General features: G+C 74.0%; 23 protein-coding genes, 1 tRNA gene and 1 riboswitch. Of the genes, 7 read left to right on the top strand and 17 right to left on the bottom strand.

Annotated features, from left to right (window positions below):
• Positions 1–17: 17 nt before the first annotated feature.
• Genes ACIF6L_RS09660 through cbiE form a run of 5 tightly spaced genes read right to left on the bottom strand, consistent with a single transcriptional unit; the run spans position 18 to position 3,890 of the window.
• Positions 18–524 carry a protein phosphatase gene (locus ACIF6L_RS09660; protein WP_396488289.1) on the bottom strand — a complete coding sequence of 169 codons (507 nt, stop codon included), beginning with the start codon at positions 522–524 and terminating at the stop codon, positions 18–20.
• Between the two features lie 28 nt (positions 525–552).
• A complete protein-coding gene (locus ACIF6L_RS09655; protein WP_352292491.1) occupies positions 553–1,056 on the bottom strand; it encodes a DinB family protein in 504 nt (167 codons plus the stop codon).
• 40 nt (positions 1,057–1,096) lie between these two features.
• The gene (locus ACIF6L_RS09650) at positions 1,097–1,897 is read right to left on the bottom strand and encodes a cobalt-precorrin-6A reductase (protein ID WP_396488287.1); all 801 of its coding nucleotides are present in this window, start codon (positions 1,895–1,897) and stop codon (positions 1,097–1,099) included.
• Entirely contained in the window at positions 1,894–2,655 is a 762-nt protein-coding gene (cobM, locus tag ACIF6L_RS09645; RefSeq protein WP_329490702.1) for a precorrin-4 C(11)-methyltransferase, read from the bottom strand. The genes ACIF6L_RS09650 and cobM overlap by 4 nt, the downstream gene beginning before the upstream one ends.
• Entirely contained in the window at positions 2,652–3,890 is a 1,239-nt protein-coding gene (gene cbiE / locus ACIF6L_RS09640) for a precorrin-6y C5,15-methyltransferase (decarboxylating) subunit CbiE (protein ID WP_396488285.1), read from the bottom strand. The genes cobM and cbiE overlap by 4 nt, the downstream gene beginning before the upstream one ends.
• Here cbiE and ACIF6L_RS09635 point away from each other — a divergent pair.
• Entirely contained in the window at positions 3,820–4,386 is a 567-nt protein-coding gene (locus ACIF6L_RS09635; protein ID WP_396488284.1) for a catalase, read from the top strand. The genes cbiE and ACIF6L_RS09635 overlap by 71 nt on opposite strands.
• Complete coding sequence (locus ACIF6L_RS09630) at positions 4,332–4,661, top strand: catalase-related domain-containing protein (protein WP_396488282.1); 330 nt, start codon at positions 4,332–4,334, stop codon at positions 4,659–4,661. Before ACIF6L_RS09635 ends, ACIF6L_RS09630 begins: the two co-directional genes overlap by 55 nt.
• On the opposite strand, the gene ACIF6L_RS09625 is transcribed toward ACIF6L_RS09630, so the two are convergent.
• The gene (locus tag ACIF6L_RS09625; protein WP_396488280.1) at positions 4,571–5,062 is read right to left on the bottom strand and encodes a gamma-glutamylcyclotransferase family protein; all 492 of its coding nucleotides are present in this window, start codon (positions 5,060–5,062) and stop codon (positions 4,571–4,573) included. The genes ACIF6L_RS09630 and ACIF6L_RS09625 overlap by 91 nt on opposite strands.
• 168 nt (positions 5,063–5,230) lie before the next feature.
• Between ACIF6L_RS09625 and ACIF6L_RS09620 the strand changes: the two genes are divergently transcribed.
• Entirely contained in the window at positions 5,231–6,220 is a 990-nt protein-coding gene (locus ACIF6L_RS09620) for an EamA family transporter (RefSeq protein WP_396488278.1), read from the top strand.
• Here ACIF6L_RS09620 and ACIF6L_RS09615 read toward each other — a convergent pair.
• Positions 6,174–6,776: a dihydrofolate reductase family protein gene (locus ACIF6L_RS09615; RefSeq protein ID WP_396488276.1), complete on the bottom strand. Its 603-nt coding sequence runs from the start codon at positions 6,774–6,776 to the stop codon at positions 6,174–6,176. The genes ACIF6L_RS09620 and ACIF6L_RS09615 overlap by 47 nt on opposite strands.
• Positions 6,777–6,881: 105 nt before the next feature.
• Here ACIF6L_RS09615 and ACIF6L_RS09610 point away from each other — a divergent pair, with 105 nt between their 5' ends.
• A complete protein-coding gene (locus ACIF6L_RS09610) occupies positions 6,882–7,457 on the top strand; it encodes a TetR/AcrR family transcriptional regulator (protein WP_396488274.1) in 576 nt (191 codons plus the stop codon).
• 115 nt (positions 7,458–7,572) lie between these two features.
• Here the strand turns inward: ACIF6L_RS09610 and ACIF6L_RS09605 are convergent, their stop codons facing one another.
• The 6 genes from ACIF6L_RS09605 to ACIF6L_RS09580 all read right to left on the bottom strand — a co-directional run bounded on the left by ACIF6L_RS09605 (position 7,573) and on the right by ACIF6L_RS09580 (position 15,178).
• Positions 7,573–8,646, bottom strand: a complete 1,074-nt coding sequence (locus ACIF6L_RS09605; protein WP_329490708.1) for a PhlD — start codon at positions 8,644–8,646, stop codon at positions 7,573–7,575.
• A 318-nt stretch (positions 8,647–8,964) separates the two neighbouring features.
• The gene (locus ACIF6L_RS09600) at positions 8,965–9,489 is read right to left on the bottom strand and encodes a hypothetical protein (protein ID WP_329490709.1); all 525 of its coding nucleotides are present in this window, start codon (positions 9,487–9,489) and stop codon (positions 8,965–8,967) included.
• An 85-nt stretch (positions 9,490–9,574) separates the two neighbouring features.
• A complete protein-coding gene (locus ACIF6L_RS09595) occupies positions 9,575–11,236 on the bottom strand; it encodes an ABC transporter ATP-binding protein (RefSeq protein WP_359836455.1) in 1,662 nt (553 codons plus the stop codon).
• A gap of 16 nt (positions 11,237–11,252) precedes the next feature.
• Positions 11,253–12,245 (bottom strand): ABC transporter permease, encoded by a 993-nt coding sequence (locus ACIF6L_RS09590; protein ID WP_329490711.1) that lies wholly within the window; start codon positions 12,243–12,245, stop codon positions 11,253–11,255.
• 116 nt (positions 12,246–12,361) lie between these two features.
• The gene (locus ACIF6L_RS09585) at positions 12,362–14,116 is read right to left on the bottom strand and encodes an ABC transporter substrate-binding protein (protein ID WP_396488270.1); all 1,755 of its coding nucleotides are present in this window, start codon (positions 14,114–14,116) and stop codon (positions 12,362–12,364) included.
• Positions 14,117–14,194: 78 nt separating this feature from the next.
• Entirely contained in the window at positions 14,195–15,178 is a 984-nt protein-coding gene (locus tag ACIF6L_RS09580; RefSeq protein ID WP_396488268.1) for an ABC transporter permease, read from the bottom strand.
• A 295-nt stretch (positions 15,179–15,473) separates the two neighbouring features.
• Positions 15,474–15,570, top strand: a riboswitch (ZMP/ZTP riboswitch).
• Positions 15,571–15,599: 29 nt separating this feature from the next.
• On the opposite strand from ACIF6L_RS09580, the gene ACIF6L_RS09575 reads away from it, so the two are divergent.
• Positions 15,600–17,102 carry a glycine hydroxymethyltransferase gene (locus ACIF6L_RS09575; protein ID WP_396488267.1) on the top strand — a complete coding sequence of 501 codons (1,503 nt, stop codon included), beginning with the start codon at positions 15,600–15,602 and terminating at the stop codon, positions 17,100–17,102.
• 49 nt (positions 17,103–17,151) lie between these two features.
• On the opposite strand, the gene ACIF6L_RS09570 is transcribed toward ACIF6L_RS09575, so the two are convergent.
• Positions 17,152–18,591 (bottom strand): aldehyde dehydrogenase family protein, encoded by a 1,440-nt coding sequence (locus ACIF6L_RS09570; RefSeq protein ID WP_352292460.1) that lies wholly within the window; start codon positions 18,589–18,591, stop codon positions 17,152–17,154.
• A gap of 534 nt (positions 18,592–19,125) precedes the next feature.
• Between ACIF6L_RS09570 and ACIF6L_RS09565 the strand changes: the two genes are divergently transcribed.
• Positions 19,126–20,115: a class I SAM-dependent methyltransferase gene (locus ACIF6L_RS09565; RefSeq protein ID WP_329490715.1), complete on the top strand. Its 990-nt coding sequence runs from the start codon at positions 19,126–19,128 to the stop codon at positions 20,113–20,115.
• A gap of 84 nt (positions 20,116–20,199) precedes the next feature.
• On the opposite strand, the gene ACIF6L_RS09560 is transcribed toward ACIF6L_RS09565, so the two are convergent.
• Positions 20,200–21,870, bottom strand: coding sequence for an APC family permease (locus ACIF6L_RS09560; RefSeq protein ID WP_396488265.1), 1,671 nt, complete (start codon positions 21,868–21,870; stop codon positions 20,200–20,202).
• A gap of 308 nt (positions 21,871–22,178) precedes the next feature.
• Positions 22,179–22,266: transfer RNA gene (locus tag ACIF6L_RS09555), tRNA-Leu, on the bottom strand.
• Positions 22,267–22,639: 373 nt separating this feature from the next.
• On the opposite strand from ACIF6L_RS09555, the gene ACIF6L_RS09550 reads away from it, so the two are divergent.
• The gene (locus ACIF6L_RS09550) at positions 22,640–23,113 is read left to right on the top strand and encodes an ATP-binding protein (RefSeq protein ID WP_396488550.1); all 474 of its coding nucleotides are present in this window, start codon (positions 22,640–22,642) and stop codon (positions 23,111–23,113) included.
• A gap of 9 nt (positions 23,114–23,122) precedes the next feature.
• Here the strand turns inward: ACIF6L_RS09550 and idi are convergent, their stop codons facing one another.
• On the bottom strand, positions 23,123–23,776 hold the full coding sequence (idi, locus tag ACIF6L_RS09545) for an isopentenyl-diphosphate Delta-isomerase (protein ID WP_359806928.1): 654 nt from the start codon (positions 23,774–23,776) through the stop codon (positions 23,123–23,125).
• Positions 23,777–23,997 lie beyond the last annotated feature (221 nt).

Raw genomic sequence — 23,997 nt, 5'->3', positions numbered from 1 at the left:
CCGCCCGCCGGCCGGCCTCACCCGTCGAGGCCGGCCAGCAGGCCGGCGACGTCCAACCCGGCGGTCAGGTAGTCCACGAACACCGTGGTGTTCAGCGCCCACGGCGAGCGCCGCTCACGGATCAACTCCACCGCCCGCTCCGGCCGGTGGCCGAGCTCGACCAGGGCCTGCGCGACCACCAGTCCGGACCGGTTGTACCCGGAGTGGCAGCGCACCAGGACGCGGCGCCCCTGGCGGACGGCCGCCGCGGTATGCGCCGCCGCCTCCTGGACGGCCCGGAGCTGCCCGGGGCTGAGTGGCCCGTCGGGGATCTCCCGGACGAGGTGCTCGACCGCCGGCGCCGGCCCGTGCCCGGGCCGCGTGTACAGGCTGACCACCAGGTCGAACTCCCGCCCCACGACGACCGGCTCCAGGGCGCGGCCGGGCGGGGTGGTGAAGTGCCCGCCCATCCAGAGCCCGGGTGTGATCTCGTTCCACCGCCCCGTCGGGCCCGGGGTGTCGTGGTCCTTCCGGTGGGTCCGCATCGGTTCTCCGTCGCTGCTCGTGGCCCGGCTACTCGCCGGTCGCGCCGTCCAGGTGCTCGCGCAGCAGGTCGGCGTGGCCGTTGTGGCGGGCGTACTCCTCGATCATGTGGGTGAGGATCCAGCGGAGCGAGAAGGCCTCCTCGCCGTGGTGTCCGAGGGAGTCCAACGACTCGGCGGCGGCGACCAGTTCCCGGGCGTGGTCGCACTCGCCGCGCCAGACGGCGAAGGCCTCCGCCGGGTCGGCCGTGTCGACGTCGAACTCGGCGAAGCTGCCGTCGGGGTGCTTCCAGAATCCGGGCCTGGCCTCGTCGGCGAAGGTGTTGCGGAACCAGCCGCGCTCCACCTCGGCGAGGTGGCGGACCAGGCCGAGCAGCGAGAGCGCGGACGGCCGCAGGACGCGCGCGCGGAGCTGCTCGGTGCTCAGCCCGGCGCACTTCATCGCCAGCGTGTCCCGCTGGAAGTCCAGGAAGCTGACCAGGGTGGCGCGTTCGTCGGCGGTCTGTTCGGTCCGGGTGCGCTCTTCGGCTCTCATCGGCCCATCCTGGCAGGGCCGCCGCCGGCCGTCGCCCGGTTTACCGGGGAGCGAGACCGCGCGCCGCGAGCCAGTCCAGGGCGGCCGGCACCGATGCGGCGACCGGTACCCCGGCCGGCGGCGCCGGCCGCTCCACGACCACCACCGGCAGGCCGAGTTCGCGCGCCGCGGTGAGCTTGGGGGCGGTGGCGGCGCCGCCGCTGTCCTTGGTGACCACGACGTCGATCCGGTGCTCGCGCAGCAGCGCCCGCTCGCCGTCCAGGGTGAACGGGCCGCGGTCGAGCAGCACGTCGAGGGCGGCGGGCACCGGCGGCTCGGGCGGGTCGACCGAGCGGGCCAGGAAGCGCAGGCCGTCGAGGTGGGCGAAGGCGCCGATGCCCTGGCGGCCGGTGGTGAGGAAGACCCGCCGGCCCAGCCCGGGCAGCACGGCGGCGGCGGCGTCCAGCGACTCCACCGGATGCCAGCGGTCGCCGTCCACCGGCGACCAGCCGGGCCGGCGCAGCGCCAGCAGCGGGACGCCGGTGGCCGCGGCGGCCAGCGCGGCGTTGCGCGACATGACGGCCGCGAACGGGTGGGTGGCGTCGACCACCGCGTCCACCCGCTCCGCGCGCAGCCAGGCAGCGAGCCCGTCCGGTCCGCCGAAGCCGCCGATCCGGACCTCGCCCGCGGGCAGCCGCGGTGCGGCGACCCGCCCGGCGAGCGAGCTGGTGACCCTCGGCCCGGAGCCCTCCGGCCGGGTGACCCTCGGCCCGGAGCCCTCCGGCGCCGGGCCGGAGGCCAGGGCGGCGGCGAGGGCCCGCGCCTCGGTCGTGCCGCCGAGGACGAGCAGGTGGGCCCTCACGCGCCGCAGGGCTCGTGCGGGCGCTCGCGGTCCGCCGAGTAGAGGTGACTGTCCCGGAACTGCTCGGCGGTCAGCGTGCGGCCGATCAGGATGACGGCGGTGCGCACCACGCCCGCCGCCTTCACCTGCTCGGCGATGCTGGCGACGGTGCCCCGCAGCACCAGCTCGTCCGGGCGGCTCGCCATCGCCACGACGGCGACCGGGCAGTCGGCGCCGTAGTGCGGCAGCACCTGTTCGACCACGTCGTCGATGTACCCGGCGGCGAGGTGCAGCACCAGCAGCGCGCCGCTGCGGCCGAGCGTGGCGAGGTCCTCGCCCTCGGGCATCGGGGTGGCCCGCTTGGCGATCCGGGTGAGGATGACGGTCTGGCCGACGGTCGGCACCGTCAGTTCGCGCTTGAGCGCGGCCGCGGCGGCGGCGAAGGCGGGCACGCCGGGCACGATCTCGTAGGGCACGCCGGCCGCGTCGAGCCGGCGCATCTGCTCGGCGACGGCGCTGAACACGGACGGGTCGCCGGAGTGCAGCCGGGCCACGTCCTGCCCGGCCTCGTGGGCGGCTACCAGCTCGGCGACGATCCGGTCCAGGTCGAGCTGGGCCGTGTCGACCAGCCGGGCACCGGCCGGGCACTCGTCCAGCAGCTCGCGCGGCACCAGGCTGCCGGCGTACAGGCAGACCTCGGCGCGGGCCAGGATGCGCGCACCGCGCAGGGTGATCAGGTCGGCGGCGCCCGGGCCGGCCCCGATGAAGTAGACGGTCACGAGCTCGCTCCTGGATCGGTCGAAGGTTTGACGGCGGACCACTGGGTGACCGGCATCGCCTGCCGCCAGCCGGTGAAGCCGCCCACGGGCACGGCGTGCGCCACGGCGAGGCGCAGCAGCTCGCCGCCGTGCCGCCGGTACCAGCTGGTCAGCAGGGCCTCGGACTCCAGCGTCACGGTGTTGGCGACCAGCCGGCCGCCCGGCGGCAGCGCCGCCCAGCAGGCGTCCAGCAGGCCGGGCGCGGTGAGGCCGCCGCCGATGAACACGGCGTCGGGGGCGGGCAGCCCGGCGAGCGCGTCCGGCGCCGCGCCGGTGACCACCCGCAGCCGGGGCACGCCCAGCGCGGCGGCGTTGCGGCCGATCCGCTCGGCCCGGACGGCGCTCCGCTCGACGGTCACCGCCCGGTTGTCCCGGTGGGCGCGCAGCCACTCGATCGCGATCGAGCCGGAGCCGCCGCCGATGTCCCAGAGCAGCTCGCCGGGGGCGGGCGCGAGGGTGGCCAGGGTGGCGGCGCGCACGTGCCGCTTGGTCAGCTGGCCGTCGCTCTCGTAGGCGTTGTCGGGCAGGCCGGGCACCAGCGAGGTCCGGGGGCCGTCCGCCAGCTCGACGGCGATGACGTTCAGGGGGTCGCCCGCGGGGTGCGGCCAGCCGTCGGCCGGGCCGTCCAGCCGCCGCTCGCCGGGGGAGCCGAGCTGTTCCAGCACGTGCAGCCGGGCGGTGCCGAAGCCGCGTGCGGTGAGCAGCGCGGCGACGGCGGCGGGCGTCCGGGCGTCGGCGCCGAGGACGAGCAGCCGGCGGCCGGCGTGCAGGGCGAGCGTCAGGGTGTCCAGGGGGCGGCCGACCAGGCTGACCACCTCGGTGCCCTCCAGCGGCCAGCCGAGCCGGGCGCAGGCGTAGGAGACGGAGGAGGGGTGCGGCAGGACGCGCAGCCGTTCGGCGCCGACGGTCTCGGCGAGGGTGCGGCCGATGCCGAAGAACATCGGGTCGCCGCTGGCGAGCACGGCGACCCGGCGGCCGGCGTGCTCGGCGAGCAGCCCGGGGACGGCCGGGCGCAGCGGGGACGGCCACGGCACCCGTTCGGCGGCCACCTCGGCGGCGGGGAGCAGGGCCAGCTGGCGCGGGCCGCCGATCACCACCTCGGCCGTCCGCAGCGCCGCCCGGGAGGTGGTGGCGAGGCCGGGCCAGCCGTCGGCGCCGATCCCGACGACGGTGATCGGCGGTGGCAGCTCGGGCACCGGGGGCTCCTCGTTCGGTCAGTGTCGTGCGGGTCTGCGGGTCTGCGGGTCTGCGGTCCGTGTTCCACAGCCGGTCGGTCGGCCTGCCGGTCGGCGCCGCTCGGCCGACGAAGGCGTGGCCGGGGCAGCCTACCTGGCGGTACGCGGCCACCACCCGGTCAGGGTGCACGCCCCGGTGGCCGCGGTCAGTGCCGTCCGGGGGCAGTTCGGCGCGCAACGGAGGGCACCGTGTCCGAGTCAGCGGTTCCGCACACCACCGACGACACCGGGACCCGGGTGCCGAGCGACGACCACTCGCTCACGGCTGGCCGGACCGGATCCGGACCTCCACCGGCAGGACCTCTGGGAGGCCGTCGAGGGCGGCGACCACCCGTCCTGGACGCTGTACGTCCAGGCCATGCCGTTCGACGGAGCGCCCGGGTACCGGTTCAGGTCCGCGAGGTGCTGGACGACGCGCAGCGGGACCGGCTGGTGTCCAACATCGTCGGCCACCTGAAGGCCGGCGTCAGCGACCCGGTGCTGGCGCGGGCGGTGCAGTACTGGCGCAATGTCGACAAATCGCCCGGTGGCCGGGTCGCCTCCGGGGCGGGCAGCCCTGAGCGGGCCGTCGGCGGGGGTGCGGGACGCCGCGGTGTCCCGCGCCCCCGCGTGGATCCGGTCCCGGGCCAGGCCTGCCCCGTTCAGCGTTCGGTGCGGCGGGTCCAGTCCCCGGAGGGGACCAGCGCCGGGTGGACCCGCAGACGGGCGGCGACGGCGGGGCCGGCCAGGTAGACCCAGGCGTCCTCGGTGGACCCGGCCACCGTCCGGACGGCCAGCCGCTCGCGCACGTACTCTCCCGTCCCGTCGGCCCGGCAGTCCTCCAGCCGGTCGAGCGCCGCGAGCGCGGCGGCGTACCCGCCGGGGCGCACGGTGACCAGCTCGCCGAGGATCCGCCGGCCCGGTGTGCCGTCCGGCACCGCGTACGGGAAACCCGGGCCGTCGTGCAGCGCGGCGCCCTCCAGTACGGCCGGCCGGATGTCCGCGCAGCGCCCGGCCAGGTGCACGGCGTGGTTGCGGCCGCCGGTGCGGAGCGTGCCGTAGACGAAGAACGGCAGGGCGCCGGGCCGGGCGCCCGGCGGGCCGGCCGTCGGCCCGTCGGCTGTCGGTGCGTCGGCTGTCGGTGCGTCGGACAAGGGGCCTCCCGGTGCGTGCTCCCCCGGCCGGGGGAGCGCCTACCGTAGCGCCCGCCCCGCGCGCGCCCCCGGGGCGGCGGCGACCGTCTGGTGATACCCACTGGCGCGCGGGTGCGGTGATGCGCTGTCATGACGGTTGACCGCCAGTACCGTTCTAGGGGGACACCCATGACAGCGCCCGTCTCACGCACGCCCGCCAAGGCCCTGGCGGGCAGACCCGCCGACGCCGTCCCCGGTCCGGCCGGCCTGGGAAAGGCGGTCTGGCTGGCGCTCGCCGTGGTGTACGTGGTGTGGGGCTCGACGTATCTGGCGATCCGGATCGCCCTGGAGACGATGCCCTCCTTCCTCTCCGCCGGGGCGCGCTTCCTCGTCGCCGGGCTGCTGCTGGGCGGCTTCGTGCTGTTCCGCGAGGGGCGGGCCGGGCTCCGGCTGGACCGGCGGCAGTTCGGCTCCTCCGCGCTGGTCGGCCTGTTGCTGCTGACCGGCGGCAACGGGCTGGTGGTGCTCGGCGAGAACTCCATCCCGTCGGGGCTGACGGCGCTGCTGGTGGCGGCCGTCCCGCTCTGGATGGTGCTGCTCACGGCGGCCACCGGTGACCGGCCCAAGCCCGTGGAACTGTCCGGGGTGCTGCTCGGGCTGGCCGGGCTCGCGGTGCTCTCCGCGCCCGCGATCGGCGGGGACATCGCACCGGCCGGCGTGATCGTGGTCATCTGCGCCACGCTGACCTGGGCGGCCGGCTCGTTCGCCGCCAAGCGGATCCCGATGCCGGGCAACGTCTTCGCGGGGAGCGCGTACCAGATGATCGTGGGCGGGCTGGGCAACGTGGTGATCGGACTGGCCCGGGGGGAGCAGCACGGGCTGGACGTCGGCGCCTTCTCCACCCGGTCCTGGCTGGCGCTCGGCTACCTGGTGGTGGTCGGTTCGCTGGTCGGCTTCACCGCCTACGCCTGGCTGCTGCAGTCCGCGCCGCTGACCCTGGTCGCCACGTACGCGTACGTGAACCCGGTGGTGGCCGTGCTGCTCGGCTCGCTGGTGCTGGCCGAACCGCTGACCGGCCCCACCCTGGTGGGTGGGGCGATCGTGGTGGTCGGTGTCTGTCTGGTGGTCAGCGTCAGCCGGCTGCCGGCGCGGGCACCCCGGACGCCTTCGCGTAGGTGAGGACGAGCACGCCGTTGGCCAGCACCCGGGTGTCGACCAGGGTGAAGGCGTTCGGTGAGAACCCGGCCCGGAAGAGCGGGATGCCGGAGCCGACCGCGACGGGGTTGAGCTTGACGATCAACTCGTCGATCTCGGGCAGCAGTTGACCGGCGAGGTCGCCGCCGCCGCAGAGGTAGATGCCGAGGCCCTGCTCCTGCTTCAGCCGGCGCACCAGGTCGAGCGGCTCCTCCGCGGTGACCTCGACGGCCGGGTCCGGGCTGCTGGTGAGCGAGCGGGAGACCACGATCTGGCGCAGGTGGGCGTAGGGGCTGGAGAGGCCCGCGGCCAGGCCCGGCTCGTAGCTGGCGCGGCCCATCAGGACGGTGTCGAAGCGCTCGTTGGGCGCGTCCGCCAGGCCGAACGCGGCGCGGGCGGGGGTCGGCAGTGCGTCGCCCATCTCGCCGGTCAGGAAGGGGAGGGTCCCGGGGATGTAGGGGTCGAAGAACCCGAAGTCGCCGTCCGGGGCTGCGATGTAACCGTCGAGGGTGGCGGCGGCGTAGTAGGTGAGCTTGCGCATTCACGTCCTTGGAGACCCGGTCGAAGGCCCTGCGCCCTCAACCACTCCGGCTATAGTACTCAGTCTGTAGTGGTTGTCCAATGTTTCTGAAGGAGGATCAGGGCCGTGGTCCAGAACCCCGCTCGCCGTACCGCCCTCACCGACGCCGCGATCGACGTCCTCGCCCGCGAGGGCGCCCGGGGACTCACCTTCCGCGCGGTCGACGTACAGGCGGGCGTCCCCGCCGGCACCGCGTCCAACTACTTCGCCAACCGCGACGACCTGCTCCACCAGACCGCCCGTCACATCCACCACCGGCTCACCCCGGACCCGGCCGTCATCGCCGAGCTGCTGCGGGCCCCGCGCGACCGCGCCCTGGTCACGGCCCTGATGCACGACCTGCTGGGCCGGATCACCGCCGAGCGGGCCGGGTACCTGGCGCTGCTCGAACTGCGGCTGGAGGCCACCCGTCGGCCGGACCTGCGCGCCGAGCTCACCGGCACGATCCGCGAGCAACTGGAGGCGAACATCGCCTACCACGTGGGCGAGGGCCTCCCCGGCGACCGTGAGACGGTCGTCGTCCTCTACCTCGCGATGACCGGGCTGCTGGTCGAACACCTCACCCTTCCCGAGGTGCTGGGCGGCGACGGCCTCGCCGCGCTGGTCGGGACGATGGTCGAGCGGATCGTGCCGAGCGCCTAGCGGGAGCGGGCGGGCCGCCGCTCGGCGTCCCGTCGCTGCTCGCACTCCTGGAGAGCTGCTGGCGACCTCCTGTCGACGCCAAGAGGGGTGGCGGCGGCGCCCCGCCGCCGCCCGCTCAGACGGCGGGGCCGTCGGCCCAGGTGACGAGCAGGGCGCTGAGGGCGACCCCCGGCCCGAGGCCGAAGACCAGGCCCCGCGCACCGGCGGCCGGGGGCGTCCGGTGGGTCCGGGCCAGGACGGAGAAGACCGTCGCCCCACCCAGGTTGCCCTCCTCGGCGAGCACCGCCTTGGAGTGCCGGAGGAAGTCCTCGTCCACGCCGAGCAGGGTGCCGAGCCGGTCGAGGATCGCGGGGCCGCCCGGGTGCAGCACACCGAAGTCGAGCTCCCGGGCGTCGTGCCGGTCCAGCCAGTCGAGCAGGGCCGGCCCCAGGTCGGTGACCGAGCGGAGCGAGGCCCGGGTGGAGGCGAAGTGGTCGCCGCGGTCGTCGGTCAGCTTGCGGTACCGGTCGGTGGACCCCGGCACGGTGTACTCGAAGCGGTGGCCGAGGCGCAGCCCGGGCGTGCGCCGCTCGCCCGTGACGACGGCCGCGCCGACGAGGTCCCCCCAGAGCCCCTTGTAGATCTGGTCCTCGATCGACGTCCGGCTGTCCTGGTAGAGCGAGGAGAGCGACTCGCCCGCGACCACCAGGACGACGCCGCCCGGGTTTGCGGCCAGGTACTCCTGGGCCGCGATCAGGACGTGCGCGCCGCCCGCGCAGGCCAGCTGCGTCATCGGCCGGCGGCTGATGTCCGGGCGGAGTCCGAGCCGCTGCTGGAGCAGGATGTCCAGCCCCGGCACCCCGTCACCGGTGGCACTGCTGACGACGACGCAGTCGACGTCCGCGGTGCCCGCCCCCGCGTTCGCCAGCGCCTCGCGGGCGGCGCTCTCGGCGGCGGCCAGCAGGTCGGCCATGGTGGTGGTCTTGCGCTCGGCGGCGGTGCGGTCGGGCGAGGTGACGACCTCGTACGGCTGGAAGTACCGGCGGGTGCCGGGCAGGTTGCTCAGGGCCATCCGGACCGTCTGGGCCTGCCGGGGCGAGTAGCGGGGATTGCGGGCGAGGATGTCGTCGCGTATCCGTTCGGCGCGGACGAGGTGGGGGCCCGCGACCACGGCCGGTCGGCCGACGTACGCGGTGGTCGGGGTAGGCATGTCGCGGCGTCCTCGGAGCGTCCGTACCGCATCCGGGCGGGTGCGGCAGTCGGCACCCGTGCGGTGGCCGTACGGAGCGCGTCGACACGCTGTGACGTACCGTGACACTCACGGGATCCCCCCACCGGATACTGACGTCCCCACGCTACCTGTCCCGCTCCGGGATTTCCGCCGGATGGTGGGCCTGATGGGGGTCGGGTGACCGTGGGTGCGCACGGTACGGCCCCGGGCGGAGCATCGCCGCGACTACGCAGAGTCGCTGTCGTGGGGCGGGTCTCGGGGCACGGGACGGTCGGGGGCCCCGTGCACCGGGCCGGCTCAGCCGGCGTTCCCCAGCGCGGCCTCGCAGAGTCGCTCCGCCAGTTCGCCGAAGGCGGCGCCCAGTTCCTCGTCCGCGATCCCGCTCGCGTAGGCCTGGAAGGCGAGCGCCGCCTGGGCCTGGACGGCCGGCGTGGCGTAGCCCGGGTCGATCGGGAACGGCTCGCCGGGCGGCCAGGGGAGCGGCCAGTGCCGCGGCCACGGCAGCCGCCGGTCCGGCGGGGTCGGGCACCAGTCGTCCCCCACCTCGGTGAGGATGCCGCCTGGGTCTCCGCCGGACAGCCGGGCGGTGATGGCCGCGTTGGCCACCGCGTTGACCGTCCCGGCGACGGCCAGCCGCAGCTCGGTGGCGCCGGGCGGAAGCGGCTGGGGGTTGAGCCCGGCCTGGCCGCCGCCGTGCGCGGCCAGGTGGACGTGGCGGGTGGGCCCCAGGACGGGCAGGTGCGGGCGGATGCCGTCCAGGGCCTCGGGGTGGAGCCGGCCCAACAGCTGGAGCAGGGTGGCGGATTGGCTGACGAGGGTCATCGGGAACCCCTTCCGGGGTGACGGGGGTCGCTGCCGGTAGCCGATCGTATGCGGATCGTGCCGCCAGGCGGCCGCCGACACACCCTCAGTGCGCGGCGGCGAGCAGCTCCCGGGTGTAGTCGGTGTGCGGGGCGGCGAACAGCCGGTCGCGGTCGGCCGACTCCACCAGCCGGCCGCCGTGCATCACCGCGACACGGTCGCAGAAGTGCCGCACCACGGCGAGGTCGTGCGAGACGAAGAGGAAGGCGACGCCCAGGCGTTCGCGCAGCTCCATCAGCAGGTTGAGCACCTGGGCGCGGACCGAGACGTCCAGCGCGGAGACCGGTTCGTCGGCGATGATCAGGCGCGGTTCGGGGGCGAGTGCCCGGGCGATGCCGATCCGCTGGCGCTGGCCGCCGGAGAACTCGTGCGGATAGCGGTCCAGGTGGCCGGCCGCCAGCCCGACCTGCTCCAGCAACTCGGCGGACCGCTCGCGCCGTTCGGCGGGGCCGAGGGCGGTGTGCAGGCGCAGCGGCGTGTCCAGGGTCTGGGCGACGGTGCGGCGCGGGTTGAGCGAGGCGTACGGATCCTGGAAGACCAGCTGGATCTCGCGGGCGAGCCGGCGCCGCAGCGCCCGGTCGGGGGCGGTGACGTCGATCCCGTCGTAGCGCACCCGGCCGGCGGTCACCGGCTGCAGGCCGGCCAGCACGCGTGAGGTGGTGGACTTTCCGGAGCCGGATTCGCCGACCAGCCCGAGCGTCTCACCGGGCGCGATCCGCAGGCTCACGCCCTCCACCGCGCGGACGGGTTCGCCGCGCCGGCCGGTGGGGCGCCGCCGCCCGGGGAAGTGCACGGCGAGCTCCTCGACCTCCACCAGCGGGCGGTCGGGGGCGGCGCCCGCCCGTGGCGCGAAGGTGAAGGACGGCGACGGTTCGTCGACGGTGGCCAGCGGTGTGCCCGGCACGGTGTCCGCGGTCAGCGCCGCGCCCACCAGGGCCCGGGTGTAGGGCTGTCGCGGCGCCGCCAGCAGCTCGGCGGTCGGCGCGGACTCGACCTGCCGGCCGTCGCGCAGCACCAGTGTGCGGTCGGTCGTCCCGGCCACCACGCCGAGGTCGTGGCTGACCAGCAGCACCGCGGTGCCGTGCTCGCGCTGCAACTCGCCCAGCAGGTCGAGGACCTGCCGCTGGACGCGGGCGTCCAGCGCGGTGGTCGGCTCGTCGGCGATCAGCACGTCGGGGTCGTTCATCAGTGCCATGGCGATCATCACCCGCTGGCGCATGCCGCCCGAGAACCGGTGCGGGTGGTCGCCGGCCCGGGCGGCCGGGATGCCGACCCGGTCCAGCATGGCGACGGCCCGCCGCCGGGTCTCGGCACGCCCGGCGCCCGGGTGGTGCAGCCGGTACATCTCGGCCAGCTGCGCACCCACGCCGTGGAACGGACTGAGCGAGGTGAGCGCGTCCTGGAAGACCAGGGCGACCCGGCCGCCGCGCACCTCGCGCAGCACGGACTCACCGGCGCCGACCAGCTCCCGGCCGGCGAGCCGGATCGAGCCGGTGACGGTGGTGGTGCGCGGGTCGTGCAGGCCGAGCACGGCCAGGCCGGTCGCGGACTTGCCGGAGCCGGACTCGCCGACCAGGCCGAGGACTTCACCCCGGGCGAGGTCGAAGGAGAGGCCGCGGACGGCGTGCACGGGAGCGCCGCCGCGCGGGTCGGCGAAGGCGACGGAGAGGTCGCGGACGCTCAGCACCGCTTCGGTGGAGGGGGTCATCGGTACTCCAGAGGGGTCAGCTGAGACGGATGCGGGGATCGAGCCAGGCCACCGCGAGGTCGGCCAGGGCGACGAACAGCACCACGAAGCAGGCGGCGAGCAGGACGGCGCCGACCACGGCCGGCAGGTCCTGCCCGGAGACGGCCTCGGCGGCGAAGGTGCCCACGCCGTTCAGCCCGAACACCGTCTCGGTGATCACCGCGCCGCCGAGCAGCGCGCCGGCCTCCAGCCCGAGCAGCTGCACCAGCGGACCGGCGGCGCCGCGCGAGGTGTACTTGAGGTGGGTGCGCACCCGGCCGAGGCCCTTGCCGCGCGCGGTGCGGACGTACTCCTCGTTCATCGTCTCCAGCAGCTGGGAGCGCGAGAGCCGGGCGAAGACGGCCGAGTTGACGAAGCCGAGGACGAGCCAGGGCAGCAGCATGCCGCCCGCCCAGGCGGCCGGGTCCTCGGCCGGCGGGGTGTAGGAGGGCAGCGGCAGCAGGCCGGTCGAGTAGACCAGCGCCCACTGGGCGACGTACCCGAGGAAGTAGATCTGCACGCTGGCGCCGACCAGGGTGAAGCCGGAGAGCAGCCGGTCCGTCCTGGTCCCGTGGCGCAGGGCGGAGACGAAGCCGGTGCCGAGCCCGAACAGCACCAGGACGGCGAGCGCGCCGGCGGTGAGCGAGAAGGTCACCGGCAGGTGGTCGACCAGGGCCTCGGTGACGGGCTGGTGGAGCCGGTAGGAGTAACCGAGGCAGGGTGCGTCGCAGTGGATGACCGAGCCGTCGACGTCCGCGATGTCCCGTCCGGCCACGACTCCGGCGAGGTAGTCGGTGTACTGGGTGAGCAGCGGCTGGTCCAGGCCCATGCTCTGGCGGACGGCCGCGACCTGGCCGGAGTCGCAGCGCGGGCCGCAGGCCGCGCGGGCCGGGTCGGCGGGGGCGGCGTAGAAGAGGGCGAAGGCGGCGGCGGAGACCGCGACCAGGACGGCGAGGGCCTGGAGGGTCCGCCGCAGGGCGAAGGAGAGCATGGCCGGTCCGGGGTCGAGGGGGGACGGGGTCGAGGGGCACGGCGGGGGCGGTCTGGGCCGGGGGCCCGGCCCGTGGCACGGGCCGGGCCCCCGGGACGGCCCCGGGGCCGGGCGGGTCAGGACTTGAGGTAGAGCCAGGCCAGCCCGACCGAGCCGTAGATCGGGTGGACGAACGCCCCGCCGACGTTGCTGCCGCGCAGCTGGTTCACGGCCGGGTAGGCGAAGGGCAGCACCGGTACGTCCTTCATCACCGTCTGCTCCAGCGCGTACAGCTCCTTGGCCTTGGCGCGCGGCTCGCCGATCTGGTTGATCCGGTCGATCTCCTTGTCCACCTCGGCGTTGCGGTAGCGGGCGGAGTTGAGGTCGCCGTTGGCCCGGCCGTCGAAGGAGAACGGGACCAGCGTGGAGGGGGTCGGCCAGTCGACCGAGCTGGTCTCCTCGAACAGGTCGTACGGTGAGTCGGCGCGGTGCGCCTCGTCCAGCAGCGCCTTGGGGTCGACCGGCTTCGGCACGATGGTGATGCCGGCCTTGGCGAAGCCCTCCACCAGCACCTGGGCGACCCGCTGCCCGTTCGGGGTGGAGGCGTAGGCGTAGGTCAGCGCGGCCGGCGGCTGCTTGGCCCGGGCGAGTGCCTGCTTGGCGGCCTCCGGGTCGCCCTCCGGCTTGGCCGGGTACAGGTCGTACTTCTGCCAGTCGACCAGGGCGGGGGAGCTGAGCGTGGTGGCCAGCTCGCCGACCCGGGAGCCGCCCTGGACCTGGCGCGCCTGCTGGCGCGGGTAGGCCAGGTGCAGGGCCTTGCGGACCTCGACGTCCGGCACCCGCTCGTTGTTGATCACGAGCTGGGTGACGAAGGCGCCCTGGCGGCCGGAGACCACCAGCTCCTTGGCCTTCGGGTCGGTGTCCACGTTCTGGTAGAGCTCGGGGGAGAGCTGGGTCGCCACCGTGGTGGCGTCGGCGCCGCCGTCCCGGCCGGAGAGGATCTCCTGGTTGATGTTGAGCGCCTCCTTGCCGAAGGTGAAGACGAACCTCTCCGGGTACTGCGAGCGGATCGGGTCGGTCTCCGCCTTCCAGTGCGGATTGCGCTCCAGCACCAGCCGGGTGTTCTGGACGTGCTCGGCGATCCGGTACGGGCCGCTGGCGAACGGCAGCCGGTCGTAGTCCGTGCCGGTGTCCTTGTCCCTGCGCACCGGCGAGGAGGAGGACTGCGCGGCCATGTACGGCACGTCGGCCTGCGGCTGCGGGAAGTGCAGGACGAGGGTGCGGTCGTCCGGGGTCTCGATCGCGGCGAGGTCGCCGTCCTGCGGGCCGGCGTACTTCTTGCGCGCGTCGTCGTAGCTGGCCTCGCCGGTGAGCCACTGCGGCCAGTACGGCGGGCCGACCTCGTAGCCCTTGCCGAAGGAGCGCTCGATGCCGTACTTGACCTGCTGGGAGGTGATCGGCTGCCCGTCCTCCCAGGCCACGCCCTCCTTCAGCCGGTACGTCCAGGTGCGGCCGCCGTCGGCCGGGGTCCCGGTGTCGGTGGCGAGGTCGCCGACCAGCCTGGCCTTGCCGTCCACCACCTGGTACTGGGTCAGCTGGCGCCCCCAGAGCAGCGAGGTGTTGTACGCGGCGCCGGCGTAGACCTTCTGCGGGTCGAGGTGGCGGAAGTCGGTGGTGTTGTAGACGTTCACGGTGCCGCCAGGGCGGGCGCCGGGGACGGCGGGGGCCGGGCCGGCGCTCTCCTTCTCGGTGCCGAGCGCGGCGGTCAGCGGCGAGGACTCCCGGGCGGTGGCCCCGGCCCCGGTACCCGGGGTGGAGCCCGCGCCGGCCGAGCAGGAGGTCGCCAGCACCGCGGTGGCGACGACGGCGAGGGACGGTTTGATCCAGCGCATGGCGGAACTCTCCTTGCCCCGGAGACGGGGCGGTCGGGTGAAAAGGGAGGGGGAGGGAGGAGGAGGAGAAGGCGGCGCTCAGCGCGCGGCGCGCGGGTCGAGCGCGTCCCGGACGGCGTCGCCGAGCAGGTTGAAGGCGAGCACGAAGAGCAGCAGTGCCACGCCGGGGAAGAACATGTAGGTGGGGTCGGCCTGGAAGACCTCGGAGCCCCGCGCGATCATCCGGCCCCAGTCCGGGACGGGCTCGTTGATGCCCACGCCGAGGAAGGACAGCACCGCCTCGGAGGCGACGAACGTCGGCACCGCCATCGTGGCGTGCACCAGGAGCTGCGCCCGGACATTCGGCAGGAGTTCGCGGAACACGATATGGAATCCGCCCGCGCCGAGCGCCCGGGCGGACTGCACGAAATCCCTTTCCCGAAGTGACCGGACGGCGGCCCGGAGGGAAAGCGCGAGCGGAATCCAGCCGAACGCGGAGAAGACCAGGATCAGCACCAGGAACTGCATCCACTCGGGTTCGGCGGTGTCCGGGTCGACCAGCCGGGACTGGATGACGGGGCTGAGCGCGAGCAGCAGGAGCAGGGTCGGAAAGGCCAGCAGCACGTTGGAGAGGAAACCGAAGAGCCGGTCCGTGATCCCGCCGAGGTAGCCCACCGCGACGCCGGCCAGCACCCCGAGCGTGGTGGTGACGGCGGCCGAGGCGAAGGCGATCAGCAGTGAGGTGCGGATGCCGTAGAGCAGCTGGGTGAGGACGTCGCGGCCGAGCCCGGGCTCCAGGCCGAACCAGAAGTCGGCCGAGATGCCGCCGTTCGGCGCCATCGGCAGTCCGCCGTCGCTGAGCAGGCCGGGAGTGTTCTGGCCGTAGTGCTCGACCGGGTTCCTGCCGTAGAGGGCGGCGATCAGCGGGGCGGCGAGCGCGAGCAGCAGGAAGACCACGACGACCGCGAGCGCGGTGGCCGCGACCCGATCGCGGCGGATCCGGCGCAGCAGGCCCTGCGGGGCCCGCGCGGCGGCGGGCGCCGTCCCGGCGGACGGCTCTGCGACTGTCTCGACCACTGCCATGAGAGGCGTACTCCCCGAATTCTCCGCCGCCCCGTGGGTGAGGGTGCGCTGGTGTGCATGTGACGGCCGGCCTGCGGGGGTTTCCCGGCGGCCTGCCGAACGCCATCAGATCGGACGCCGCCGGATTTCCGCAAATCATTCCCGGCGGAGTTCGGGTGCAATGTTTCGGGAATTGTGACGGCTTCATTCCGCCGCAATACTGCCGTTGCAGAAGAACGGTCATACCGGGGCAAAGGAGGCGGCTCGTCCCGCATTCTGAGATCTCCGCCACAGCGGCCGGGGCATTGGTACGATCCGGGTGAGCCGCGACTGGCGCGCACGGATGGAACCGACCATCGGGAAGCGGCTCCGTGCACCCGCACGCCAAGTTGCCGAGCGCCTGGGCCGTCCGTACTCGTCCACCCGTCACGAGGAGACCGCCTTGGCCACCCCCGTCAGCCCTGCCGCGCCCGACGCCGCCGCACCGCACACCGCCGCACCGCACACCGCCGCGAGTGCCACCGCCAACACCGCCTTCCGCAGTGCCCTCGACGTCGTCCGCGAGGTGGAGCCGAGGATCGCCGCCGCCATCGGCCGGGAGATCGACGACCAGCGCGCCTCGCTCAAGCTGATCGCCAGCGAGAACTACGCCTCCCCGGCCGTCCTGCTCGCCATGGGCAACTGGCTCAGCGACAAGTACGCCGAGGGCACCGCCGGCCGCCGCTTCTACGCCGGCTGCCGCAACGTCGACACGGTCGAGACGATCGCCGCCGAGCACGCCCGCGCGCTCTTCGGCGCGGACCACGCCTACGTCCAGCCGCACTCCGGCATCGACGCCAACCTGACCGCCTTCTGGGCCGTCCTCTCCCAGCGCGTCGAGAGCCCCGCCCTGGAGCGCGCCGAGGTCCGCAACGTCAACGACCTCACCGAGCAGGACTGGGCCGAGCTGCGCCACGAGCTGGGCAACCAGCGGATGCTCGGCATGTCCCTGGACACCGGCGGCCACCTCACGCACGGCTTCCGGCCGAACATCTCCGGCAAGATGTTCGAGCAGCGCAGCTACGGCACCGACCCGGTCACCGGCCTGATCGACTACGACGCGCTGCGGGCCACCGCCCGCGAGTTCCGCCCGCTGATCCTGGTGGCCGGCTACTCCGCCTACCCGCGACTGGTGAACTTCCGCGTCATGCGCGAGATCGCCGACGAGGTCGGCGCGACCCTGATGGTCGACATGGCGCACTTCGCCGGCCTGGTCGCGGGCAAGGTGCTCACCGGCGACCACGATCCCGTCCCGCACGCCCACATTGTCACCACCACCACCCACAAGTCGCTGCGCGGTCCGCGCGGCGGCATGGTGCTCTGCACCGCCGAGCTGGCCGAGCACGTCGACCGCGGCTGCCCGCTGGTCCTCGGCGGCCCGCTCTCGCACGTGATGGCCGCCAAGGCGGTCGCCTTCGCCGAGGCCCTCCGCCCGGAGTTCCGCACGTACGCCCGCGGCGTCGTCGACAACGCGCGGGCCCTCGCCGAGGGCCTGCTGCGCCGGGGCGGCACGCTGGTCACCGGCGGCACGGACAACCACCTGGTGCTCGCCGACGTCTCCGGCTACGGCCTGACCGGCCGGCAGGCCGAGGCGGCGCTGCTGGACTCCGGCATCGTCACCAACCGCAACTCCGTCCCGCAGGACCGCAACGGCGCCTGGTACACCTCCGGCGTCCGGCTCGGCACCCCCGCGCTGACCACCCGGGGCCTGGGCACCGCCGAGATGGACGAGATCGCCGCCCTGATCGACACCGTCCTGCGCGCCACCACTCCCGTCGCGACCTCCGCCGGCGCGCCGTCCAAGGCCCAGTACACCCTGGACGACGCGGTCCGCGAGGGCGTCGCCAAGCGCGCCGCCGACCTGCTGGCGGGCTTCCCCCTCTACCCGGGCGTCGACCTGGTCTGAGACCCGCGCGGCCCGGTCCCCGCGGGGACCGGGCCGCGTGCCGGCGTGCTCAGTACTGCAGCGACTTGAGCTGCAGGAACTCCTCCAGGCCGGGGCGGCCCAGCTCGCGGCCGAGGCCCGAGTTCTTGTAGCCGCCGAACGGGGCGAGCGGGTTGAAGCGGCCGCCGTTGAGGTCGACCTGGCCGGTGTCGAGGCGGCGGGCGAAGGCGGCGGCGGTGTCGGTGTCCGCCGCCCAGACGCCGCCGGCCAGGCCGTACTGGGTGCCGTTGGCGAGTTCGGCGGCGTGGTCCTCGTCGCGGTAGGCGAGGACGGCCAGCACCGGGCCGAAGACCTCCTCCTGGGCGACCGTCATGTCATTGGTGACGTCGGCGAGGACGGTCGGCCGGACGTAGAAGCCGGTGTCCAGACCGGCCGGGGCGTCCGCCCCGCCGACGACCAGCCGGGCGCCCTCGGCGAGCGCGCCGGTGATGTAGCCGCGCACCCGCTCCCGCTGCCGGGCGCTGACCACCGGGCCGATCCGGGTCCGCGGATCGGCCGGATCGCCCGGGAGGTACTTGGCGGCGGCCTTCGCGGCGAGTCCGACCGCCTCCTCGTACTGGTCCTGGTGCACCAGCAGCCTGGTCCAGGCGCTGCACGTCTGACCGGAGTTGGCGAACACGTTGGCGACGTTGACGTTGACCGCCCGGGCCAGGTCGGCGCCGGGCAGCACCACGTTGGCCGACTTCCCGCCCAGCTCCAGCGCGACCCGCTTGATGCCCCGACCGGCGGTCTCGGCGACGGTCCGGCCCACGGCGGTGGAGCCGGTGAACGAGACCACGTCCACCTCCGGGTGCCCGACCAGGGCCGCGCCCGCCACCGCGCCGGTGCCGGTGACCAGGTTGAACACCCCGGCGGGGAAGCCCGCTTCGTGGACCAGCCGCGCGAACAGCCGGGCGACCAGCGGGGCGTCCTCGGCGGGCTTGAGCACCACCGGGCAGCCGGCCGCCAGGGCCGGCACGACCTTGGCCACGATCTGGTGCAGCGGGTAGTTCCACGGCGTGATCGCCGCGACCACCCCGGCCGGCTCGGCGAGCACCACCGAGTTCCCGATCCGCTCCTCGAAGGGGTACTCGGCGAGCAGCGCGAGGTAGGAACCGGCCACGGCCAGCGGCAGGCCGGCGTGCACGGCGGTCGCGAAGCCGACCGGCGCGCCCAGCTCGGCGACCACCGTGTCGGCTATCTCCTCCTGGCACCCGGCCAGGCCGTCCCGCAGCCGGGTGAGCAGCGCCAGCCGCTCCTCGCGGGAGGTGGCGGCCCAACTCCGGGCCGCCCGGCGGGCGGCGGCCACGGCAGCGGCGACGTCGGCCGTGCCGCCGGCGGGGACGGTGGCGAGCACCTGTTCGGTCGCCGGGTTCAGTACCGTGATCGACCCGGCGTCCAGCGAGGGCCGCCATTCGCCGTCGATGTACTGGTCGCCGTACTGGGTGCCCTGCTCCGCGTCCTGCTGCACCGGGTGGTCCTCTCATCGGATCGTCCGCCCGAGGAGCCGCGCGGGGCCGCCGCTGGGGGCCGCCGGAGGTCGCTCGGGGGTCGCTGGGGGTCGCTGGGGGTCGCTGGCCAAAGGGCCAGTCAAGGCCGCCCGGGCAGCCCGGCGCAAGAGCCGGCCCCCCTACTGCCCGGCCTCCTAGCCCTCCGGCCCCTACCGCCCCGGGGATGGTGACAAAACGGGCACGCGAGCGGCAGTATGGACGAACCGGTCCTCCCGGGCCGCCGTCCCGCCGAGTGCTCACAAACGCGCACCGGACGAAAACGTCCGTGCGACATCTCCTCAACTCCGGACAACGGACGGTAGATTGCGGCGCACTCCGGTGTGCGTCACTACCGTGGGCAGCGGGTTCGAACGGCGTCCGCCCACGCCGGTCCGCAGGCTGCTCCGGAAGGCCGGGCGGTGACGTCCGTCACCGGCCCGCGCACCCGTGCGGCGGGCGGGTCCGCGCCGGAGGTCGTTCCCAGTGGTCGTCCGCACCGTGTGAGGAGCAACTTCGTGACCGACGCCGCGCTGAGCGCCGAGCAGTACCGGCCCACCGAGCCGGGCCGGCTCGATGACGTCCCCGGCTGGTTCTGGGACCACGACCGCCACCTCTTCGAGTGGTTCCTCGACCGCCAGGAGAAGGCGGGCGTCACCGGGGACCTGCTGGAGATGGGCGCCTACCTGGGGCGCAGCGCGATCGTGATCGGCGACCACCGGCAGCCCACCGAGACCTTCACGGTCTGCGACCTCTTCGACTCGGACGCCCCGGACGACGAGAACGCCGCCGAGATGTCCATGTCCTACCGGAAGTCGCTCACCCGGAAGGCGTTCGAGTCCAACTACCTGTCCTTCCACGACGCACTGCCCGAGATCATCCAGGCGCCCACCTCGGCACTGGCCGACGGCCGCCTCCCGGCCGGCGCGTTCCGCTTCGTCCACATCGACGCCTCGCACCTCTACGAGCACGTGGTGGACGACCTCCGGGTGGCCCGGGCGGCGCTCCAGCCGGAGGGCGTGGTGGTCCTGGACGACTACCGCTCCGCGCACACCCCGGGCGTCGCCGCCGCCACCTGGGAGGCGGTCTTCAACGGGGGCCTCACCCCGATCGTGCTGAGCGAGAGCAAGTTCTACGGCACCTGGGGCGATCCGGAGCCCGCCCGGCGCGCCCTGCTGGACCGGACCGGGCTGGCCGAGGGCGTCCAGCTCGCCGTCGAGCACCTGAACGGCCAGCGGGTGGTCCGGGTCGGCGGCAGCTCCCACGGCATCGCCCCGTTCCGCCCCTCGCGCCACCACGACCGGCTGGCCGCCGAGGCCGCCCGCCGGGAGGCGGAACGGGCGGAGGCGGAGGCCCTGCGCGCCCAGCAGGAGGCCGACGTCGACCTCGCCGTCCGCCGCGCCCGCGCCGCCGAACGCCGCCGCCCCGCCAACGTCGCCAAACGCGTCGCGGGCGACCTCCTCCCCCCGGTCCTCACCGCCGCCATCCGCCGCGCCCGCCGCGGCTGACCACCCCGGCGCACGCGTCCGCACCACGCCGAAGGGGCGTGCCGGCGGGTCGGCACGCCCCTTCGGCGTGGTGCGGCGGGTCGGTCAGACCCGGGAGGCCTCGCCGGTCTGGCGGGGCAGGGTGGCCGCGGGGCCGGCGGCATCGGCTGCGGCCGTCTCGGCCAGTTCCCGCTTGACGGCGGCCAGCGAGGGGTTGGCCCAGGCGCTGGCCACGCCCCAGCGGTAGAAGGCGAGCCCGATCAGGGCGACGATCAGCAGGTCCCAGCCCTCGGGGAGGTAGCCCCGGCCGCCGAAGTCGGCGCTGCCGGCCCAGGAGACGGCGGCCATCACGAACAGGTAGGCGATCATCCAGGCGCCGGCCTTGAGGTGCGGCTTGAGCTCGGCCCACGGCTTGCGCAGCTCGTACCAGGCCCAGATCGGCAGGCCGGCGGCCATCAGCAGGATGACCTTGCCGGTCAGCGGCCAGCGGGCCCAGTAGAGCACCAGCGAGCCGAAGACCATCGCCACCGGGGCGATCACCGGCATCGCGCGCAGCCGGACCGGTCGCGGCAGCTCGGGGGCGAGGCGGCGCAGCGCCATCACCGCGACCGGGCCGGTGACGTACGAGATCACGGTGGCGACCGAGACGATCTCGGCGAGCGAGCCCCAGCCGCGGAAGACCGCCAGGAAGAGGAAGGCGATCAGCAGGTTGAGCAGCAGGGCCGGGCGCGGGATGCCGGTCCTGGGGTCGACCCGGCCGAAGATCCTGGGCAGGTGGCCGTTCTCCTGCACGCCGTGGATCATGCGCGAGGTGGTGGCGGCGTAGATCATGCCGGTGCCGCTGGGGGAGACGAAGGCGTCCGCGTACAGCAGCAGCGCGAGCCAATTGAGGCCCCAGGCGATCGACAGGTCGGCCAGCGGCGAGGTGTAGCCGAGCCCGCTCCAGCCGTTGCTGAGGTCCGCCGTCGGGACGGCGCCGAGGAAGGCCACCTGCAGCGCGACGTAGATCACCAGGGCGATCAGGATCGAGCCGATCACGGCCTTGGGCAGCGACTTGCCGGGGTCGCGGGCCTCCCCGGCCAGGTTCAGCGGGGACTGGAACCCGTTGAAGGCCCAGACGATGCCGGAGACGGCGACCGCCGTGAACACCGCGCTCCAGCCGTTCGGCGCGAAGCCGCCGTGGTCCGTGAAGTGGGCGGTGTCGAAGTGCGCCAGCAGCAGGGCGCCCGCGGTCAGCGTCGGCACGACCACCTTGAACACGGTGATCGCGGTGTTGGTCTTGGCGAACAGCGTGATCGCGAACCAGTTCAGCGCGAAGTAGCCGACCAGCAGCACGCTCGCCACGGCGACCCCGCTGACCGAGAGCTCCTCGCCGTCGAACAGGCCCTTCGCCCACCCGAAGTGCCAGGAGCTCATGTACTGCACCGAGGCGGTGGCCTCGCCGGGGATCACCGAGACGATGGCGATCCAGTTGGCCCAGGCCGCCAGGTACCCGGCGAGCGAGCCGTGCGAGTACTGCCCGTACCGCACCATCCCGCCGGCCTTGGGGAACATCGACCCGAGCTCGCTGTAGGTCAGCGCGATGGTGAGCGCGACCGCGGCGCCGATCACCCAGGCGACGATTGAGGCCGGTCCGGCGAGCCGGGCGGCCCGCTCGGCACCGAAGAGCCAGCCGGAGCCGATGATCGAGCCGAGGCCCACGGCGGTGAGGCTGATGGTGCCGAGCGAGCGGCGGTAGTGCTGATGGGAAGCCGTCGTCGACTCAGGCGCGCTCAACGTATCGGTCCTCTGTCTCCTGGGGTTCCGGACAAACGCACAGCAGACTATGGTGCTAAATAGGACGAAAACCTCAGATGAAGCTCAGATCATCCGATTGTTGCCATCTCGTGTCCGAAGATCGGACACGTACGGACCCCAGGCGGCCTTGATCCGCAGTGCCCCCTGTGCCCCTCTGCCCCCATGTACCTCGCGGCGCCCGTGCCGCCCCATTCCCGCAAAGCCACCGGCGCAGGCTTCCGCCGACCCGTCCGGGCAAAAAGAAATTCCCCGCAAGAACTCTTTCGAGTTCCTGCGGGGAATTGTTCTGGTGTCCGAGGGGGGACTTGAACCCCCACGCCCGATAAAGGGCACTAGCACCTCAAGCTAGCGCGTCTGCCATTCCGCCACCCGGACAGGGTGTGTGCTTCGGGGACTTTCTGCTCGCCCCCTCGGCGACAGAGAGAACATTACCAGGGTTCTGGAGTGCTTCTCACCTGCGTTTCCCCGGGTGGGGACCACCGGGGTGGCGGGGAGGGGTCGCAGGACTGAGCGAAGCGGTGGTTCAGGGGCGGGAAGCGGTCGGACTGTGACCGGCGGGCGGTCGGGAACGGGCGGGAGTGGTCCGACACGGGCAAGTTGTCGACGGTGCGGCCGTGCCGGGGGCGGCTCTCCTAGCCTCTGTGGACCGAGGGCGCCATGAGCGGAACGCCTGATTCCCGGGGTCGCGGACGAAGGGCGGCTGGACGTGGAGCAGATCAGCGGGGCGGCGGAGGCCGAGCCCAGACGTGTGGCGTCCGGATGCCCAACATCCGGACGCGCCGGGAGCGGGCCGGCCGAAGGGGTGTGGCGGTTCCCGGTGCCGGCGGTGGAGGCCTCGGTGCCGCGGACCAGGCACGCGGTGCGGGACCGGCTGCTGGCCCAGGGGATGGCGGGGGTGCGCTACCAGGAGCTGGTGGACGACCTGCTGCTGATCGTCTCGGAGCTGGTGGGCAACGCCGTGACGCACGCCGCCGAGCTGTCGCCGGAGGTGACCACCGAACTCGTGGTCGGAGCGGGCTGGGTCCGGGTGTCGGTCGAGGACGGCGACCCGTACCGGCCGAAGGCCCTGGAGAGCGACGCCGGGCGGACCGGCGGGCGGGGGCTGCTGCTGGTGAAGAGCGTCACCCTGCAGGCGGGCGGGGTCTGCGACGTGGAGCGGACGGGGGAGGGCGGCAAAGTGGTCTGGGCCTCGCTGCCCATCCCCCGGGAGGACGCGCGGTAGCGGGTGGTCCTACCAGTCCCGGCCGGCGATCTCGCGGATGCCGGGCAGCGCGGCCTCGAAGACGGTCCGGAACCACACCGAGAACGGCCGCTCCTCCTGGAGCTCGCGCAGCTCCTGCGCGGACACGAAGGCGAAGTCGTCCACCTCGTCCGGGTCGGGCACGACGTCGGCGGTGACCAGGCCGACGAACAGGTGGTTCCACTCCCGCTCGATCAGGCCGGAGGCCTCGTCCGGCAGGTCGTACCGGACGGTGCCGGCCTCGCAGAGAAGCGCGGGGGCGACGCCCAGCTCCTCGGCGGTGCGCCGGGCCGCGGCGACGAACGGCGGCTCGTCGGGGTACGGGTGGCCGCAGCAGGTGTTCGACCAGACGCCGGGGGAGTGGTACTTGCCGAGGGCCCGGCGCTGGAGCAGGAGCCGTCCCTGGCGGTCGAAGAGGAACACCGAGAACGCCCGGTGCAGCCGGCCCGGCTGCTGGTGGGCCCAGTGCTTCTCGGCGGTGCCGATCGTGACGCCCTCGTCGTCGACGAGCTCCAGCAGGATCTCGGTGCCGGCGGGCGCTCCGGCCGCGGCTCGGGGGTCGGCCGTCACGTCGGTCTCCACGTCGAGACCGGTGTCGATCTCCGAGGTGAAGTGCGTCGGGCTGGTCGGCGGACTCTGGGGCATGAGGCCTCTTTCGGGGGCAATGGGAGCACCGGTGGCGTCGTGCCCCAGTCTGCCGTACGGGTGGCGGTCCGCAGGCGTCCCACACACAACAGGGCGGATCATGACCGTTCCCGCACCATTCCCGGTATCGGAATGGGCGACGGATTAGGAGAGGCGTTCGGAACACGTTCGGCGCCCGTTCGATTCCGACGGCGTGCGGACGGTGAACGGACACCCCGACG

The sequence above is a fragment of the Kitasatospora sp. NPDC086009 genome (assembly GCF_044540385.1).
GTDB lineage: Bacteria > Actinomycetota > Actinomycetes > Streptomycetales > Streptomycetaceae > Kitasatospora.
The sequence above is the reverse complement of the archived record's forward strand: the minus strand, read 5'-3'. Positions and strand labels throughout refer to the sequence as shown.

Bases quoted from the DNA above. Each gene is read 5' to 3' on its own strand.
- ACIF6L_RS09660 (WP_396488289.1), bottom strand. From the start codon at position 524: ATGCGGACCCACCGGAAGGACCACGACACCCCGGGCCCGACGGGGCGG.
- ACIF6L_RS09655 (WP_352292491.1), bottom strand. From the start codon at position 1,056: ATGAGAGCCGAAGAGCGCACCCGGACCGAACAGACCGCCGACGAACGC.
- ACIF6L_RS09620 (WP_396488278.1), top strand. From the start codon at position 5,231: ATGACAGCGCCCGTCTCACGCACGCCCGCCAAGGCCCTGGCGGGCAGA.
- ACIF6L_RS09615 (WP_396488276.1), bottom strand. From the start codon at position 6,776: ATGCGCAAGCTCACCTACTACGCCGCCGCCACCCTCGACGGTTACATC.
- ACIF6L_RS09605 (WP_329490708.1), bottom strand. From the start codon at position 8,646: ATGCCTACCCCGACCACCGCGTACGTCGGCCGACCGGCCGTGGTCGCG.
- ACIF6L_RS09600 (WP_329490709.1), bottom strand. From the start codon at position 9,489: ATGACCCTCGTCAGCCAATCCGCCACCCTGCTCCAGCTGTTGGGCCGG.
- ACIF6L_RS09595 (WP_359836455.1), bottom strand. From the start codon at position 11,236: ATGACCCCCTCCACCGAAGCGGTGCTGAGCGTCCGCGACCTCTCCGTC.
- ACIF6L_RS09590 (WP_329490711.1), bottom strand. From the start codon at position 12,245: ATGCTCTCCTTCGCCCTGCGGCGGACCCTCCAGGCCCTCGCCGTCCTG.
- ACIF6L_RS09585 (WP_396488270.1), bottom strand. From the start codon at position 14,116: ATGCGCTGGATCAAACCGTCCCTCGCCGTCGTCGCCACCGCGGTGCTG.
- ACIF6L_RS09580 (WP_396488268.1), bottom strand. From the start codon at position 15,178: ATGGCAGTGGTCGAGACAGTCGCAGAGCCGTCCGCCGGGACGGCGCCC.
- idi (WP_359806928.1), bottom strand. From the start codon at position 23,776: ATGCCCCAGAGTCCGCCGACCAGCCCGACGCACTTCACCTCGGAGATC.